Genomic DNA, 14,625 nt, shown 5'->3' on the forward strand with positions numbered 1-14,625 from the left:
TCCATGGCAAAATGAGCAAGCGGAACGTTGCTCCGCTAACAATACGGAGCACTGTTCCGTTTGGCAACCGAAGGAGTGGCGTGATGAGTGAAGAGGGCACCAAGACCAAACGCGCGGACGCCCGGCGCAACGAGAAGACCCTGCTCGACGCGGCCGCCGCGGTCTTCGTCACTTCGGGCGTCGAGGCGCCGGTCCGCGACATCGCGGCCAAGGCGGGGGTCGGGATGGGCACGATCTACCGGCATTTCCCGACCAGGGCCGACCTCATCATCGCCGTCTACCGGCATCAGGTCGACGCCTGCGCCGAAGCCGGGCCGGAACTGCTGGCGTCGAGCACTTCGCCGTATGAGGCGTTGCGCCGCTGGATCGACCTCTTCGTCGACTTCCTGGTCACCAAACACGGCCTCGCCGGGGCGTTCCAGGCGGACAACACCGGTTTCGAGACGTTGCACGCCTACTTCCTCGACCGTCTGCTGCCCGTGTGCGGTCAGCTGCTCGACGCCTCGGCGAAGGCCGGTGAGATCCGCTCCGATCTGCAGGCGATCGAGGTCATGCGCGGCGTCGGGAACCTCTGCATCGGTGCCGACAGCGACCCTCGCTACGACGCGCGCCGGATGGTCGGGGTCCTCATCGCAGGGTTGAGGACTTAGCCGTTCAGCATCTTCAGGAAGCCGTTCTCGTAGAGCACGGGATCGGCGTCGTAGCCGACATGCTGCGAAGTTCCCTTCGGCGTCACGTAAGTACGGCCGGCCGCGGCGCCATCCTGTCGCACGTCGACCTTCGCCGTCCGCACCTTGACCGGGCTCACGTCGTCGAGCACCTCGGACGAGGCGAGGGTGTCCCACCAGAACGCCGTCCCGTCCTGGACGTACGGCGCGAGATCGGGCTGCGTGACGATCGCGTGCACCAGTTTCGCTTCCGCTGTCCGGCCTTCCCGGCCCAGACGCTCCACATAGGACGGTGTGATGGGGACGTCGTTCGTGGCGTCCAGCGGGACGATGTCGACCCGGCGGAGCCCGGCGAAGACCTTGTCCGCCGAAGCGGGGTCGAGCCACATGTTGACTTCCTGGGTGCCGTCGAACTTCTCCGCGTCCGGGCCGAACACGTTGCCGGGGACGTCGAAGGCGCCGCCCATCACCGAAAGCCGCGAAATGCGCTGTGCCACACCGGGAACGTCCATGGCTTTCGCGACGTTCGTGAGCGGGCCGGTCGCGATCACGACGATCGGTTTGGCCGACTTGAGCACCGTCGCGGCGAGCAGTGCCGACGCGCGGATCTTGGACGGACGGTCCGGAACCCCCGCGTCACCGAGCGCGCCGTTGAGGATGCTTTCGGTCCAGGCACGGCCATCGGCGGGCATCGGGTTCACGCCGTGGTCGGAACCGTCGGCGACCGGAATGCCGGAGAGACCGCATTTCCCGAGCGCCGTCCGCACGTGGGTCAGCGCGCGCCCGGGGGTCCCGGCGCCGTTGTTGGTGACGGTGACCGCGCGCAGGTCGATGCGGCGCTGTTTGTGCGCCTGGCACAGATACGCGAGCGTCGCGATGTCCGCGAAGTCGGAGTCGCCGTCGAACACGACCGGGACCGGCGAGGACGGCGGGGTCGCCGAGGCGGCCGGGGCGACGGCCACGCCGAGGGCGCAGGCGAGGAAGGCGGCGAGCACGGCACGGGACGAGAACATGGCGTCACCGTAGCGAGGATTTCCGGCAGGACCTAGGTCCTCTTCCGCGCCGAATCCATGGCGACGGCTCAGCGAGCGCGCTACAACTCGGTTATGGAACGTACACAGTGCTGTGTGGTGGGGGGCGGTCCGGCGGGGATGGTGCTCGGGCTCCTGCTGGCACGAGCCGGGGTCGAGGTCACCGTTCTCGAGAAGCACAAGGACTTCTTCCGCGATTTCCGCGGTGACACGGTCCATCCGCCGACGTTGATGCTGCTCGACGAACTCGGGCTCGGCGAACGGTTCGCGGAACTCCCGTCGAAACGGCTGGAGAAGATGCGGATGGTGATCGGCGACGCGACGATCGTCGCCGCCGACTTCAGCCGGATTCCCGGGCCGTACAAGTACATCTCGATGGTTCCGCAGTGGGACTTCCTGAACCTGCTCGCCGAAGCGGCGGCCGGGGAGCCGACGTTCACCCTGCGGATGGGCGCCGAGGTCACCGGGCTGCGCGCGGGTGGCGGGGTGCGTTACCGCGATTCCGACGGCGTGGAACGGGAACTGGCCGCGTCGCTCGTGGTCGGCTGCGACGGCCGGGATTCCCTGGTGCGCGCGGAAGCGGGACTCGTGCCGCACGAGTACGACGTGCCGATGGACGTGTGGTGGGTCCGCGTGCCCAAACTCGAAGACACGGGCAAGGAAGCCCAGGTGTTCGGCTGTTTCGCGAACGGCCTCGCCGGGATGACGATGGACCGCGGCGAGTACTACCAGACGTCGTACCTGATCCGGAAGGGGCAAGACGAGGCGTTGCGTGCCGAGGGCATCGAGAAGTTTCGCGAACGGATCGGTGGGCTGTTCGGCTGGGGTGAGGGCGAACTCGCCGCGATCCGCGATTGGGACGACGTCAAACTGCTGAAGGTCCGGATGTCCAAGCTCCCGCACTGGTATTCCGAGAGGGTGCTCTGCATCGGCGACGCCGCGCACGCGATGTCGCCTGCCGGTGGGATGGGCGTCAACATCGCCGTGCAAGACGCCGTGGCGGCCGCGCGGATCCTCGCCGCCCCGCTGCGGCGCGGCACGCTGACCGCGCGGGACCTGGGCCGGGTGCAGCGCCGCCGGAACTTCGTCGTCACTCTCACCCAGAAGATGCAACTGGGGGAGCACAAGATGCTCGTCGAGCCCGCCCTCGACGGGACGCTCACCGAGCGGACGATCCCCCTGCCTCTCCGGATCTCGGACCGGTTCCCGCTGCTCACAGGACTGAGTGCGTTCATGGGTGGTATCGGCCCCTTTCGCGAGAAGACCCCGGCCTTCGCCCGCCGCTGACGCCGCGTTTCGTCCTCTGGTCGCGGTCCTTGCGCGTGCAACTACCGCAACCAGAGGACGAAACGCGGGCACAATGGAGAGGTGAGCGACCCACTCGCGGGTTTCGTCGGCTTCGCGGAGGCTTTGCGCGAAGCCGGTTTGCCGTGCGACGCGCACCGAGTGCAGGCGTACCTCGCGGCCGTGGGCGAGATCGACCTGGCCGATCCCGAGCAGCTGTACTGGGCCGGACGGCTGACGCTGTGCGCCGACCCCGACGACCTCCCCCGCTACGACGCCGCGTTCGACAGCTGGTTCACCGAAGCGGAAACCGGACCACGGCGGCGAGGCCGGGAGGCGGCCCCGAAGCGCGCCAGGATCGCGACGCTCGCGCAGTCACCGGGCCAGGGCGAGTCCGGCGCGGAGCCCGACCAGCTCCGTGTGGCCGCGAGTGAGGACGAGGTCCTGCGCCATCGAGACCTAGCCGAACTGACCGTTGCCGAACGCGCCCACCTGCGGGAACTCCTCGCGAAACTGCGCCCGGCCCTCCCACCGCGGTCATCGCCGCGCCGCCGCGCCGCCCGGCGGGGGACCCTCGATCCGTCGCGCACGCTCCGGGCGATGCTGGCCGGCGGTGGCGAGCCCGTGCGGCTGGCGTACCGGCGGAGGGGGACCAAACCACGTCGTCTCGTCTTCCTGATCGACGTCTCCGGCTCGATGGGGCCCTACGCCGACGCTCTCTTGCGGTTCGCGCACGTCGTGGCCCGGCGTGCCCCCGGCCGGGTCGAGGTGTTCACCCTGGGCACCCGGCTCACCAGGGTGTCCCGCCAGCTGCGGCTGCGCGATCCCGAGTACGCGATGCTCGCCGCGGCCGCCGCCGTCCCCGATTTCGCGGGCGGGACCAGGCTCGGCGAGACCCTGCGAGCCTTCCTCGACCGCTGGGGGCAACGCGGCGTGGCCAGGCGTTCCGTGGTCACCGTGTTCTCCGACGGCTGGGAACGGGGCGACCCCGGCCTGCTCGGCGAGCAGCTCGCCAGGCTGCGGCGGCTCGCGCACGCCGTATTCTGGGTGAATCCGCACGCGGGGCGGGCAGGTTACGCTCCCGTGCAGTCCGGCATCGTGGCCGCGCTCCCCTACCTCGATCGGCTGCTCGCCGGGCACAGCTTGGCCACTTTGGAACGACTGCTGGTGGAGATCGCCGATGCGTGACGTACTGGACGAACTGCACCGCCGCTGGACGGCCGGTGAAACCGTGGGGGTCGGCACGGTGGTGGCGACGTTCTCGTCGGCACCCCGGAGCCCGGGCGCGGCGATGCTCGTCGCGCCGGACGGCACGGTCACCGGCAGTGTCTCCGGCGGCTGCGTCGAGGGCGCCGTCTACGAACTCGCGCAGCAGGTGGTCGCCGAACGCGCCCCCGTGCTGCAGCGCTACGGCGTCAGCGACGACGACGCGTTCGCGGTCGGGCTGACCTGCGGCGGGATCATCGACATCTACGTCCAGCAGGTCGACCGCGAGTCGATGCCGGAACTCGGCGACGTCGTCGAATCGGTCCACAGTGGACAGCCGGTCGCCGTCGTGACGGTGATCGAGCACGAACGGGAAGGCCTGGTCGGGGAGCATCTGATCGTCTGGCCGGACCGCGTCGCCGGTTCGCTCGGCTCCTCGCGGATGGACGACGCCGTCGTCGACGACGCGCGCGGAATGCTCGTGGCGGGCCGCACCGGCACGCTGCACTACGGGCCGGACGGGCAACGACGCGGCGAGGGGATGACGGTCTTCGTCAACTCCTTCGAGCCGCCCGCGCGCCTGCTGGTCTTCGGTGCCATCGACTTCGCCGCCGCGATGGCGAAGATGGGCGCGTACCTCGGCTACCAGGTCACCGTCTGCGACGCGCGGCCCGTGTTCGCGACGAAGAGCCGCTTCCCCGACGCGGACGAGGTCGTCGTCGACTGGCCGCATCGCTATCTCCGTGCCGAAGCCGACGCGGGCCGGGTCGACGGCCGGACCGCGATCGCCGTGCTCACCCACGATCCGAAGTTCGACGTGCCGCTGCTGGAGGTCGCGTTGCGCCTCGACGTCGGCTACGTCGGTGCGATGGGCTCGCGCAAGACCCACGACGACCGGTTCTCGCGGCTGCGCGAGGCCGGGGTCACCGAAGCGGAACTCGAACGGCTGTCTTCGCCGATCGGCCTCGACCTCGGCGCGCGGACACCCGAGGAGACCGCGGTGTCGATCGCGGCGGAGATCATCGCGCTGCGGTGGAGCGGTTCGGGTTCGCGGCTCGCCGAACTCAGCGGCCGGATCCACGGCTGACGCCGGGCACCGGGACCGCCTGACTCGACTTGACCACGTCGAAGGCCGGCAGGGTCTCGAACCGGTTGACGTGCTCGGTGAACAGGTCCCTGGCCAGGTGGCGGCTCGCCTTGAGATCCGGGGTGAGCAGGACGACGACGTAGTCCCACTGCCCGACGATGCTGTAGCAGTGCTGGACGCGTGGTTCGGCCAGCATGCGCGCACGGAACGCGTCGTGATGCTCCACGTCGTCGTCGGTCAGCGCGACCAGGATGACCGACGCCATCCCGGCGCTCAGCGCCTCCGGATCGAGCACGGCGACCTGCGCGCGGATCACGCCCGCGGCGCGCAGCCTGGTCAGCCGCCGCTGGACCGCGCTCGGGGAGAGGCCGACGGCGTCACCCAGCTCGTGCAGCGGGCGGGCCGCGTCGACCTGGACGAGGTCGAGCAGCAGGTGGTCGATCTCGTCCAGGGTCACGCAAGATTTTTGCACGCGGGCGCGAAAATTTACAATCGGCATGATCGGCTTCCCGCCTAGCTTGGGCGTCATGACCGACATCGACCTGCAGCTGGACCACGTCGCCGAGGCGGCGAAGGTGATCGATCCCGTTTTCCTGAACTCCCCGCAGTACAGCGACGAACAGCTGAACGAGCGCCTCGGCCGTCGCGTGCTGGTGAAGATCGAGACGCTGAATCCGTTGCGCAGCTTCAAAGGCCGCGGTGCGGACTACTTCGCCGCCGGGCTGGAGCCGGGCACCACGATGGTGTGCGGGACCAGCGGCAACTTCGGGCAGGCCGTCGCGTTCGCCGCCCGGAAACGCGGCTTGCGGGCCGAAGTCTTCGTCCCCATCGACATCTCCCCGGTCAAACTCCGGCGGATGAAGGCCTTGGGCGCCCGGGTGCGCCGTGTCGATGGCGAGGCAAAAGCCGTCGCTGCCGCCTTCGCCGCCGAAGCGCCGGATCGCGTCTTCGTGGTAGACGGCCGTGAGCCCGGGATCTCCGAAGGGGCGGGCACGATCGGCCTGGAGCTGGCGCGGGAAAGCGGGATCGACACGGTCGTGCTGCCGGTCGGCGACGGCGCGCTGATCGCCGGGGTCGCGCTCTGGCTCAAGGCGCACTCGCCGGACGTCCGGATCGTCGGCGTCGGCACCACGTCGGCGCCGGCCATGGCGAGGAGCTGGAAAGCAGGGGAGCCGGTCACCGTCGACCGGGCGAACTGGTTCGCCGGCGGGATCTCGATCCGGACCCCGGAACCGGAATCCGTCCGGCGCCTGCGGTCGCTGGTCGACGATTTCGTCCTGGTCACCGACGACGACCTGCGCGCGGCCATGCGGCTGGGCGCGGAAACCCTCGGCGTCGTCCCGGAACCCGCCGGTGCCGCCGGTCTGGCGGCGCTGACCGTGCACGACCTGCCGGGCGAGTCGGCCGCCACCGTGGTCACCGGGGCGAACGCGGATCTCTCGGTGCTGGGCATGGCGGGCTGAGCACCCGCGTCGGTCCAGGGGGTCGTGAGTGGGGATTCGGGTTAGGGCCGAAGGGGGTCTTAGGTACCTGCTGTTGTGGCTGGAGTTGGTCGCAGGTCCGTGAAGGCCTCCTTGCCTACTCTGAAGGTAGTGAAGGTCCCCTTCACCCCTTTTCCGAGTACATGAAGGCCCCCTTCCTGTACCTAGGCGCAAGGAAGGGGGCCTTCATGTACTGCGGGGGCGAGCCAGAACGGCAGTGGCGTGGTGGGCTGTCGTGAGGGATGCGCCAGCCGGTCGGCTGCCCTGAAGGCCACCTTTGAGACGGTCAACGTCCTCGAGGTGGCCTTCAGGGCAAAGGCAGGTGCCCCCAATGTCACATTGGAGACGCTCAGTGTCCCCAACGCCGCACTGGCGGCATCAGCTTTGAGCGACCAGGCGAAGTCAGCACTCACAGCCCGATCAAGGTTCTAACCCCGAACGCCACTCACGACCAACCCGGTCGGCTCAGTGACGTCAGTCGATCAGCCGCTGCCCGCCCCGGGCGGCGGCTGGTGTGCTCGGAACATGTTGCTGAGACGCACCTTGACGGTGTTCGCCGCCATCGGACTGCTCCTCGCCCCGGTCACCGCGCAGGCCGCCGCCGCACAAGCCGGTACCGAACAAACCGCCGGACAACAAGCCGGTCGGCTCACCGAATGTTCGGACGCCGATCATCGCGGGGACAAACGGCTCGGCCCGGAGAAACTGCCGGTGCTGGGCGACGTCGGGTTCCAGCTCATCGGCTATCGCCGCACCGGGACCCTGCCGCACGAGAGCTTCCTCGACACCTATTACGACTCGGCGGCCGCTTCCTGGCGCTACCCGCCCAAGAACGGTTACGTCCTGCGGCCCGACGGAACGCCCATCCAGTACGTCGTCACGCTGACGCCGGGCAAGCGGATCGACCGGTACGGCAGCGAGTACGGCAGCTTCCTCGCACCGAAGGGCTCCCCGTACGCCTCGCGGGCGATCCCGCCGCAAAGCCTCGACTCCACACCGGGCGCGAGCTGCAACTACCACGCCTATCAGGTCAAGAAGTCGTTCGCCGTGCACTCCGGTCCGATCGCGGCCTGGTTCGCCCAGCCGGGTGGGGGATTCCAGTATCAAGTGGACGGTGCGTTGCTGCCCGGCGCACCGGGTCCGGTCAACGTCGGGTGGTTGATCACCAACGGCTTTCTCGAGCGTTTGAAGTAGTCCTAACAGAACCGCATCTGCGGAGAAAAGCACGAAGTGGCAACGCGTTTGCGGGCCCGGTCGGGAACCACCCCCTGGTGGGGGTTGTCCCGGCCGGGCAGAAGTAGCACGCTCGACTGTGAGTCCGATCACGGTCATCCCGGGGTCGGTCCGTGACAACCGAATGTACGGCCGCTCCCGAACGACCCCGGACCAGCGCGGGGTTTCTCTTGCTTTTGGAGGCCTGATGCGCATCACCGTCACCGTCGACGGCACCAGCTACACAGACGACGTCGAGCCCCGCACCCTGCTCGTGCACCATCTGCGCGAACGGGTCGGGAAGGTAGGCACCGTGGTCGGTTGCGACACCAGCAACTGCGGCGCCTGCACCGTCCACCTCGACGGGCACAGCGTGAAATCCTGTTCGGTACTCGCGGTTCAGGCCGACGGCTGCGAGATCACCACGATCGAGGGACTGGCCCGCGACGGCGAACTGCATCCGGTGCAGAAGGCCTTCCACGAGAATCACGCGCTCCAGTGCGGTTTCTGCACTCCCGGCATGATCATGCAGTCGATCGACCTGCTCGCCGACAATCCCGATCCGGACGAAAAGGCCGTCCGAGAAGGACTCGAAGGCAACCTGTGCCGCTGCACGGGCTACCAGAACATCGTCCGCGCGGTGCGCGACGCCGCCCACCAGATGCGGCCCGGTGCGGGTCCCGAAGCCGAGCGGCTCGCCTCGGACACCGCCTCCCGCGTCGGCGCGGGTGGTGAGTGATGACCTCCACGATCGAACCGGAGGTCGGCAAGTCGCGCCGCCGCAAGGAGGACGAGCGCCTCATCACCGGCCGGACGCGCTGGACCGACAACCTGACCCTCCCCGGCATGCTGCACCTCGCGGTGCTCCGCAGCCCGTTCGCGCACGCCAAGATCGTCTCGATCGACGTCTCCGAGGCGAAGTCGGCGCCGGGGGTCGTCGCGGTGTTCACCGGCATGGACCTCGACCCCGAAAGCGCCATCGGCATGCCGTGCGCGTGGCCGATCACGCCGGACATGAAATCGCCGAGGCGGCCCATCCTCGCCTCGGACACGGTGAACTTCGCCGGTGAAGGTGTCGCGGTGGTCGTCGCCAGGACGTCGGCCGAAGCGCATGACGCGCTCGAAGCGATCGACGTCGACTACGACGAACTGCCGGTCGTCCTCGGGCTCGAGAACGCGCTCGCCGAGGGCGCGCCGCTGGTGCACGAAGATCTCGGCACCAACCAGAACGCCGTCTGGGTCTTCGATTCCGCCGCCGCGGGAACGGGATCCGACGTCGAGGACGCGATCGCAAAATCCGAAGTCGTCCTCAAACGGCGGTTCCGCCAGCAGCGCCTCGTGCCGGCGTTCATGGAACCGCGCGCGTGCGTCGTCGACCCGACCGGCAGCCAGCTGGTCATGTGGTCGGCCACCCAGGTCCCGCACATCCTCAAGACGATGACCGCGGCCACGCTCGGCCTCCCCGAGCACAAGGTGCGGGTGATCGCGCCGGACGTCGGCGGCGGATTCGGCGGCAAGATCGCCGTGCTGCCCGAAGAGATGATGGCGACGCTGATCGCGCGGCGGCTCGGAAAACCGGTCAAGTGGAACGAGACCCGTTCGGAGACGATGGTCGCCGCGCACCACGGCCGCGACCAGATCCAGGACCTCACGATCACCGCGAACCGCGACGGCACGGTGACCGGCCTCAAGGTCGAGCTGCTCGCCGACATGGGCGCGTACCTCGGCCTCGTCGGCCCCGGCGTGCCGATCCTCGGCGCGTTCATGTTCAACGCCATCTACAAGTTCCCGGCGTACCACTTCGCCTGCACCAACGTGTTCACCAACACCACGCTCACCGACGCGTACCGCGGCGCCGGGCGGCCGGAGGCCACGTTCGGGATCGAGCGGATCATGGACGAACTCGCCGTCGAACTCGGCATGGACCCGATGGAGCTGCGCGAGAAGAACTGGATCAAGCACGAGGAGTTCCCGTTCACCACGGTGGCCGGGCTGACCTACGACTCGGGCAACTACGAGGCCGCCACCGAAAAGGCCAAGGAACTCTTCGACTACGACGGTCTCCGCCGGGAACAGAAGGAGCGGCGGGAATCCGGCGACTCGGTCCAGCTCGGCATCGGCATCTCGACGTTCACCGAAATGTGCGGCCTCGCGCCGTCGCGGGTGCTCGGCTCGCTCGACTACGCGGCGGGCGGCTGGGAACACGCGGACATCCGGGTGCTGCCGACCGGCAAGATCGAGGTCATCACCGGCGCCTCCGCGCACGGCCAGGGGCACGAGACGGCGTGGAGCCAGATCGTCGCCGACAAACTAGGGGTCCCGTTCGAGGACATCGAGGTCATCCACGGCGACACCCAGTCCTCGCACAAGGGCATGGACACCTACGGTTCCCGGTCGCTGGTGGTCGGCGGGGTCGCGGTGGTCAAGGCGGCGGACAAGGTGCTCGCCAAGGCCAAGCCGATCGCGGCGCACATGATGGAATGCGCCGAGGACGACCTCGAGTTCGAAGCGGGCAAGTTCTCCGTCAAGGGCACGGATTCCTCGACGTCCATCCAGGACATCGCGTGGGCCGTGTTCTCGGCGCACGACCTGCCGGACGGGGTCGAACCCTCGCTGGACTCGTCGGACACGTTCGATCCGGAGAACTTCTCCTTCCCGCACGGAACGCATCTGTGCGCGGCCGAGGTCGACACCGAGACAGGACGCGTGAACCTGCGCTCCTACGTCTGCGTCGACGACGTCGGCGTGGCGGTCAACCCGCTGATCGTCGAAGGCCAGGTGCACGGCGGACTCGCGCAGGGCATCGCGCAGGCGTTGTTCGAAGAGGCCGTCCACGACGAAGGCGGGACGCTGACGACGGGCACGTTCGCCGACTATCTCCTGCCGTCGGCGGCGGATCTGCCGAACTTCACCACCGACCGCACCGAGACGCCGTCGACGACGAACCCGTTGGGCGCCAAGGGAGTCGGCGAGGCTGGCACGATCGCCTCGACCCCGGCGGTGGTCAACGCCGTGATCGACGCCGTCCGGCACTTCGGGGTGAACGACATCGAAATGCCGTTGACCCCGATGCGGGTCTGGCACGCCATCCAGCACCAGACGACCGCCGAGGGCGGCTTGGGTTCCGAAGCCGGTGGCGGCCTCGGTTCGATCGACGCTTCCGGAGGTGCCCAGTGATCCCGGCTCCGTTCGACTACGTCGCTCCGTCCACAGTGGACGAAGCGATCAGCGCCCTCGCCGAAGCGGGCGAGGACGCCAAAGTGCTGGCAGGCGGGCAAAGCCTGCTGCCGGTCCTGCGGATGCGGCTGGCCACGCCGACCACGCTGATCGACCTCGGGAAGATCGGCGAACTGCGCGGCGTCCGCGAGGACGGCGACGCGCTGGTCATCGGTTCGATGACCACGCACTACGACGTCCAGCGGGACACGCTGATCGCCGAGCACGCCGCGTTGCTCAAGGCCGCCACCGACACGGTGGCCGATCCGCAGATCCGCCATCGCGGCACGTTCGGCGGAGCCATCGCGCACGCCGATCCGGCGGGCGACCTGCTGGCCCCCGTCCTCGCGCTCGGTTGCGAACTCGTCGTCGCCGGGCCGGGCGGGCGGCGGACGATCGCCGCGGCGGACTTCTTCCAGGACATGTTCACCACCGCGCTCGCCGCGGACGAGATCCTGGTCGAGGTCCGCGTGCCGAAGCACACCGGCTGGCAAGCCCACTACGAGAAGTTCAACCGGGTCGCGCAGGCGTGGTCGATGGTCGCGGTCGCGGCCTGCGTCCGCATCGAGGCGGGCACCATTGAGGAGGCGCGGGTCGCGCTCACCAACATGGGCTCGACACCGGTGCGGGCGGCCGGGGTCGAAGCGGCGCTGGTCGGCTGTGCGGCCACCGCCGAGGCGATCCGCGGCGCGGCCGAACACGCGGCCGAAGGCACGAACCCGACGGCGGACGGCAACTCCGACGTCGAATACCGACAGCATCTCGCCAGGGTGCTGACCGGCCGGGCGGTCCTCGCCGCGGCAGGTTCTTGAGAGAAAGGGAGGTCGGCCCGTGCGGCTCGACCACGCATTCACCGTTCCCGCCCCGGTCGACGAGGTCTGGAAGGCCGTCGTCGACCCGGAACGGGTGGCGCCGTGCATGCCCGGCGCCACCGTCACCGAAGTCGACGGGGACGCCTTCAAAGGCACGGTGAAGGTCAAGCTCGGGCCGATCTCCCTGCTCTACAAGGGAGCCGGCCATTTCGTCGAGAAGGACGCCGACGCGAGGAAAGTGGTGATCAAGGCGTCCGGCAAGGACGCCCGGGGGGCGGGTACGGCGTCGGCGATGGTGACGCTCACCCTGTCCGAGAAGGACGGCGTCACTCATGGCGCCGTCTCCACGGAGCTGGCGGTCACCGGCAAGCCGGCGCAGTTCGGGCGCGGGATGATCTCCGAGGTCGGAGGCAAGATCCTCGACTCGTTCGCGGACTGCCTGTCCGGCAAGCTCGGCACGACGGCCGCACCCGAACCCGAAAAGCCCGAAACCCCGGAGCGTCCACCGTTGAAGGCGGTGAAACCGGTGGCGGAGGGCGAGGCCATCGACCTGATGGAGTACGCGGGCGAGTCCGTGGTCAAACGGGTGGCGCCGGTGCTGGTCGCGCTCGCCGGGGTGCTCCTGATCGTCGCGATCGTCCGCGCCTTGAAGCGCTGACTGTGACCCAGGGCGCGAAATAGCGGCCGTCGTGAGCCGTTGAACCCGGTATGAAGGCTGATCACGAAGTCGACGTGGCGGTGATCGGGGCGGGCCAGGCCGGGCTGTCGGCGGCGTATCACCTGCGCCGCGCGGGATTCGCCAACGAGGCGGGTTTCGTCGTGCTCGACCACGGCAAACGGCCTGGCGGCGCGTGGCAGTACCGCTGGCCTTCGCTGCTCGTGGAAAAGGTCCACGGCATCTACGACCTCCCCGGGATGGCCTTCGGCACCCCGGACCCGAAACTCCCCGCCGCCGACGTCGTCTCCGAGTACTTCGGCCGCTTCGAGCGCACCTACGACCTTCCGGTCCATCGCCCTGTCGACGTCCTGTCGGTGAGCGGTGAGGAAGACCGGCTGGTCGTCGCGAGCGCGACGGAAACCTGGGCCGCCCGCGCGGTGATCAGCGCGACCGGCACCTGGGACCGGCCGTTCTGGCCGTACTACCCGGGGCAGGAGACCTTCCTCGGGCGTCAGGTGCACACCGCCGACTACACCGGCGTCGGCGACTTCCGCGGCAAGCGCGTCGTCGTGGTCGGCGGTGGAGCGTCGGCCGTGCAGCTGCTGCTGGAGATCGCGCCGTTCGCGCGGTCGACGCGCTGGGTGACCCGGCGTCCGCCGGTCTGGCGCGACGAGCCGTTCAGCGAGGACTGGGGCCGCGAGGCCGTCGCCAAGGTCGACAGGCGGGTCCGGGAAGGGCTGCCGCCGGAAAGCGTCGTCAGCGTGACCGATCTGGCGGTGACGCCCGAGGTACGGGCGGGACGGGAAGCGGGGATCCTCGACCCGCACCCGATGTTCGAGCGGATCACCCCGGACGGCGTGGTGTGGGCGGACGGCACCGCCGAGCCCGCCGACGTCATCCTGTGGGCCACCGGTTTCCGGGCCGCCATCGACCATCTCGCGCCGCTGCGCCTGCGCGGGCCTGGCGGCGGGATCCGGATGGACGGCACCAGGGTCGTCGCCGAACCGCGCCTGCACCTGGTCGGCTACGGCCCCTCCGCCAGCACCGTCGGCGCGAACCGGGCGGGCCGCACGGCCGTCACCGAGATCCGGCGCCTGCTCGGAGGCTGAGGTCGTCGAGGATCCCGGCCAGCCCGGCGGGCTTCCGGAAGAAACCGGCGTGACTGCTCGCGAGTTCGCGGACGTCGAACGGGTTGTCCGGGGTGAGCGCGTCGCCCTCGGCGATGTAGAGGTCCTGGACGGCGAGCGGTAACGAATGGTCCCTGGTCAGCTTGACGAACGTACGCGGGATCCGGCCCCAGGAATCCTTGTCGGCACGGACGTCCCACTCGGGGCCGGTCAGCCAGAACACCTCGTCCGGCTGGCTCGTGACGATCACCTGGAGGAATTCGTCCTCGGTGAGTTCGGCGGCGACGGCGTCGCGAAGTGCGGCGCGGCGCCCGCGGTCGGCGCCCCGCCAGTTGACCCGGACGAAGCCCTGCTCCACCGGATCTCCGAGGAGCAGTGGGGCGATGGCGGTGAAGAACCCGGCGGACGCCCATTCGGGCAGCGCCGCGTACTCCCCGGGGGCGCGGTCGACCGGGCACTGGGCGGCGACGTAGACGATCCGGTCGATCAGTTCGGGGATCGCGTTGGCGGCGGCGGTGACCGGGAGCCCGCCGAAGCTGTGCGCCACCAGGACGACCGGGCCGTGGTGGCGCACCCGCTGGACGGCGTCGACGACCACCCCGGTGAAGTCGTCCAGGGTCAGGTCGGTCATCACCGACGGTTCGGCCGCGAAGGTTTCGAGGTCCTGTTCGTGGTAGGCCCGGGTGATCCCCGCTCCCCGGCCGGGGAGATCGACGGCGAGGGTCCGATGGCCGTGCGAAGCCATTTCCCGCTGGGTCGCCGACCAGGCGTGCGCCGCGCTTCCGGAACCGTGCACGAAGACGAAAGTCGGAATCATGCCTTCGATTGTGGCGTACTCCGGCG

At 69.3% G+C, this 14,625-nt stretch carries 14 protein-coding genes; 11 read left to right on the top strand and 3 right to left on the bottom strand.

The window, feature by feature from the left end; translation table 11 throughout:
* Positions 1 to 83: 83 nt before the first annotated feature.
* On the top strand, positions 84 to 650 hold the full coding sequence (locus tag ACLJRM_RS22855) for a TetR/AcrR family transcriptional regulator (RefSeq protein ID WP_410664230.1): 567 nt from the start codon (positions 84 to 86) through the stop codon (positions 648 to 650).
* On the opposite strand, the gene ACLJRM_RS22860 is transcribed toward ACLJRM_RS22855, so the two are convergent.
* On the bottom strand, positions 647 to 1,681 hold the full coding sequence (locus ACLJRM_RS22860) for a nucleoside hydrolase (protein WP_410664231.1): 1,035 nt from the start codon (positions 1,679 to 1,681) through the stop codon (positions 647 to 649). The two genes, ACLJRM_RS22855 and ACLJRM_RS22860, sit on opposite strands and share 4 nt — an antisense overlap.
* A 93-nt stretch (positions 1,682 to 1,774) precedes the next feature.
* Here ACLJRM_RS22860 and ACLJRM_RS22865 point away from each other — a divergent pair, with 93 nt between their 5' ends.
* The 3 genes from ACLJRM_RS22865 (at position 1,775) to ACLJRM_RS22875 (ending at position 5,276) form a co-directional block, all read left to right on the top strand.
* Positions 1,775 to 2,986: an FAD-dependent oxidoreductase gene (locus ACLJRM_RS22865; RefSeq protein WP_410664232.1), complete on the top strand. Its 1,212-nt coding sequence runs from the start codon at positions 1,775 to 1,777 to the stop codon at positions 2,984 to 2,986.
* 81 nt (positions 2,987 to 3,067) lie between these two features.
* Positions 3,068 to 4,171, top strand: a complete 1,104-nt coding sequence (locus tag ACLJRM_RS22870; RefSeq protein ID WP_101609731.1) for a vWA domain-containing protein — start codon at positions 3,068 to 3,070, stop codon at positions 4,169 to 4,171.
* Positions 4,164 to 5,276 carry an XdhC family protein gene (locus ACLJRM_RS22875; RefSeq protein WP_101609730.1) on the top strand — a complete coding sequence of 371 codons (1,113 nt, stop codon included), beginning with the start codon at positions 4,164 to 4,166 and terminating at the stop codon, positions 5,274 to 5,276. The genes ACLJRM_RS22870 and ACLJRM_RS22875 overlap by 8 nt, the downstream gene beginning before the upstream one ends.
* On the opposite strand, the gene ACLJRM_RS22880 is transcribed toward ACLJRM_RS22875, so the two are convergent.
* Positions 5,254 to 5,733 carry an Lrp/AsnC family transcriptional regulator gene (locus ACLJRM_RS22880; RefSeq protein WP_410602653.1) on the bottom strand — a complete coding sequence of 160 codons (480 nt, stop codon included), beginning with the start codon at positions 5,731 to 5,733 and terminating at the stop codon, positions 5,254 to 5,256. The two genes, ACLJRM_RS22875 and ACLJRM_RS22880, sit on opposite strands and share 23 nt — an antisense overlap.
* A 70-nt stretch (positions 5,734 to 5,803) precedes the next feature.
* Here ACLJRM_RS22880 and ACLJRM_RS22885 point away from each other — a divergent pair, with 70 nt between their 5' ends.
* The 7 genes from ACLJRM_RS22885 to ACLJRM_RS22915 all read left to right on the top strand — a co-directional run bounded on the left by ACLJRM_RS22885 (position 5,804) and on the right by ACLJRM_RS22915 (position 13,764).
* A complete protein-coding gene (locus ACLJRM_RS22885; protein WP_410664233.1) occupies positions 5,804 to 6,739 on the top strand; it encodes a threonine/serine dehydratase in 936 nt (311 codons plus the stop codon).
* A 543-nt stretch (positions 6,740 to 7,282) separates the two neighbouring features.
* The gene (locus tag ACLJRM_RS22890) at positions 7,283 to 7,951 is read left to right on the top strand and encodes a TNT domain-containing protein (RefSeq protein ID WP_410664234.1); all 669 of its coding nucleotides are present in this window, start codon (positions 7,283 to 7,285) and stop codon (positions 7,949 to 7,951) included.
* 226 nt (positions 7,952 to 8,177) lie between these two features.
* Entirely contained in the window at positions 8,178 to 8,708 is a 531-nt protein-coding gene (locus ACLJRM_RS22895; protein WP_101609727.1) for a (2Fe-2S)-binding protein, read from the top strand.
* Positions 8,708 to 11,146 (top strand): xanthine dehydrogenase family protein molybdopterin-binding subunit, encoded by a 2,439-nt coding sequence (locus ACLJRM_RS22900; protein WP_410664235.1) that lies wholly within the window; start codon positions 8,708 to 8,710, stop codon positions 11,144 to 11,146. Before ACLJRM_RS22895 ends, ACLJRM_RS22900 begins: the two co-directional genes overlap by 1 nt.
* Complete coding sequence (locus ACLJRM_RS22905) at positions 11,143 to 11,997, top strand: FAD binding domain-containing protein (protein WP_410664236.1); 855 nt, start codon at positions 11,143 to 11,145, stop codon at positions 11,995 to 11,997. Before ACLJRM_RS22900 ends, ACLJRM_RS22905 begins: the two co-directional genes overlap by 4 nt.
* A gap of 19 nt (positions 11,998 to 12,016) precedes the next feature.
* Positions 12,017 to 12,655: an SRPBCC family protein gene (locus tag ACLJRM_RS22910; protein ID WP_410602643.1), complete on the top strand. Its 639-nt coding sequence runs from the start codon at positions 12,017 to 12,019 to the stop codon at positions 12,653 to 12,655.
* 50 nt (positions 12,656 to 12,705) lie between these two features.
* Positions 12,706 to 13,764, top strand: coding sequence for an NAD(P)-binding domain-containing protein (locus ACLJRM_RS22915; RefSeq protein WP_410664237.1), 1,059 nt, complete (start codon positions 12,706 to 12,708; stop codon positions 13,762 to 13,764).
* On the opposite strand, the gene ACLJRM_RS22920 is transcribed toward ACLJRM_RS22915, so the two are convergent.
* Positions 13,733 to 14,599, bottom strand: coding sequence for an alpha/beta fold hydrolase (locus tag ACLJRM_RS22920; RefSeq protein WP_410664238.1), 867 nt, complete (start codon positions 14,597 to 14,599; stop codon positions 13,733 to 13,735). The two genes, ACLJRM_RS22915 and ACLJRM_RS22920, sit on opposite strands and share 32 nt — an antisense overlap.
* Positions 14,600 to 14,625 lie beyond the last annotated feature (26 nt).

Source organism: Amycolatopsis sp. lyj-84, from assembly GCF_046549075.1.
Lineage (GTDB): Bacteria > Actinomycetota > Actinomycetes > Mycobacteriales > Pseudonocardiaceae > Amycolatopsis.

Excerpts from the sequence above, each read along its gene's own strand:
- ACLJRM_RS22915 (WP_410664237.1), top strand. The coding sequence starts at position 12,706 with ATGAAGGCTGATCACGAAGTCGACGTGGCGGTGATCGGGGCGGGCCAG.
- ACLJRM_RS22900 (WP_410664235.1), top strand. The coding sequence starts at position 8,708 with ATGACCTCCACGATCGAACCGGAGGTCGGCAAGTCGCGCCGCCGCAAG.
- ACLJRM_RS22860 (WP_410664231.1), bottom strand. The coding sequence starts at position 1,681 with ATGTTCTCGTCCCGTGCCGTGCTCGCCGCCTTCCTCGCCTGCGCCCTC.
- ACLJRM_RS22895 (WP_101609727.1), top strand. The coding sequence starts at position 8,178 with ATGCGCATCACCGTCACCGTCGACGGCACCAGCTACACAGACGACGTC.
- ACLJRM_RS22890 (WP_410664234.1), top strand. The coding sequence starts at position 7,283 with ATGTTGCTGAGACGCACCTTGACGGTGTTCGCCGCCATCGGACTGCTC.
- ACLJRM_RS22920 (WP_410664238.1), bottom strand. The coding sequence starts at position 14,599 with ATGATTCCGACTTTCGTCTTCGTGCACGGTTCCGGAAGCGCGGCGCAC.
- ACLJRM_RS22855 (WP_410664230.1), top strand. The coding sequence starts at position 84 with ATGAGTGAAGAGGGCACCAAGACCAAACGCGCGGACGCCCGGCGCAAC.
- ACLJRM_RS22865 (WP_410664232.1), top strand. The coding sequence starts at position 1,775 with ATGGAACGTACACAGTGCTGTGTGGTGGGGGGCGGTCCGGCGGGGATG.
- ACLJRM_RS22875 (WP_101609730.1), top strand. The coding sequence starts at position 4,164 with ATGCGTGACGTACTGGACGAACTGCACCGCCGCTGGACGGCCGGTGAA.
- ACLJRM_RS22885 (WP_410664233.1), top strand. The coding sequence starts at position 5,804 with ATGACCGACATCGACCTGCAGCTGGACCACGTCGCCGAGGCGGCGAAG.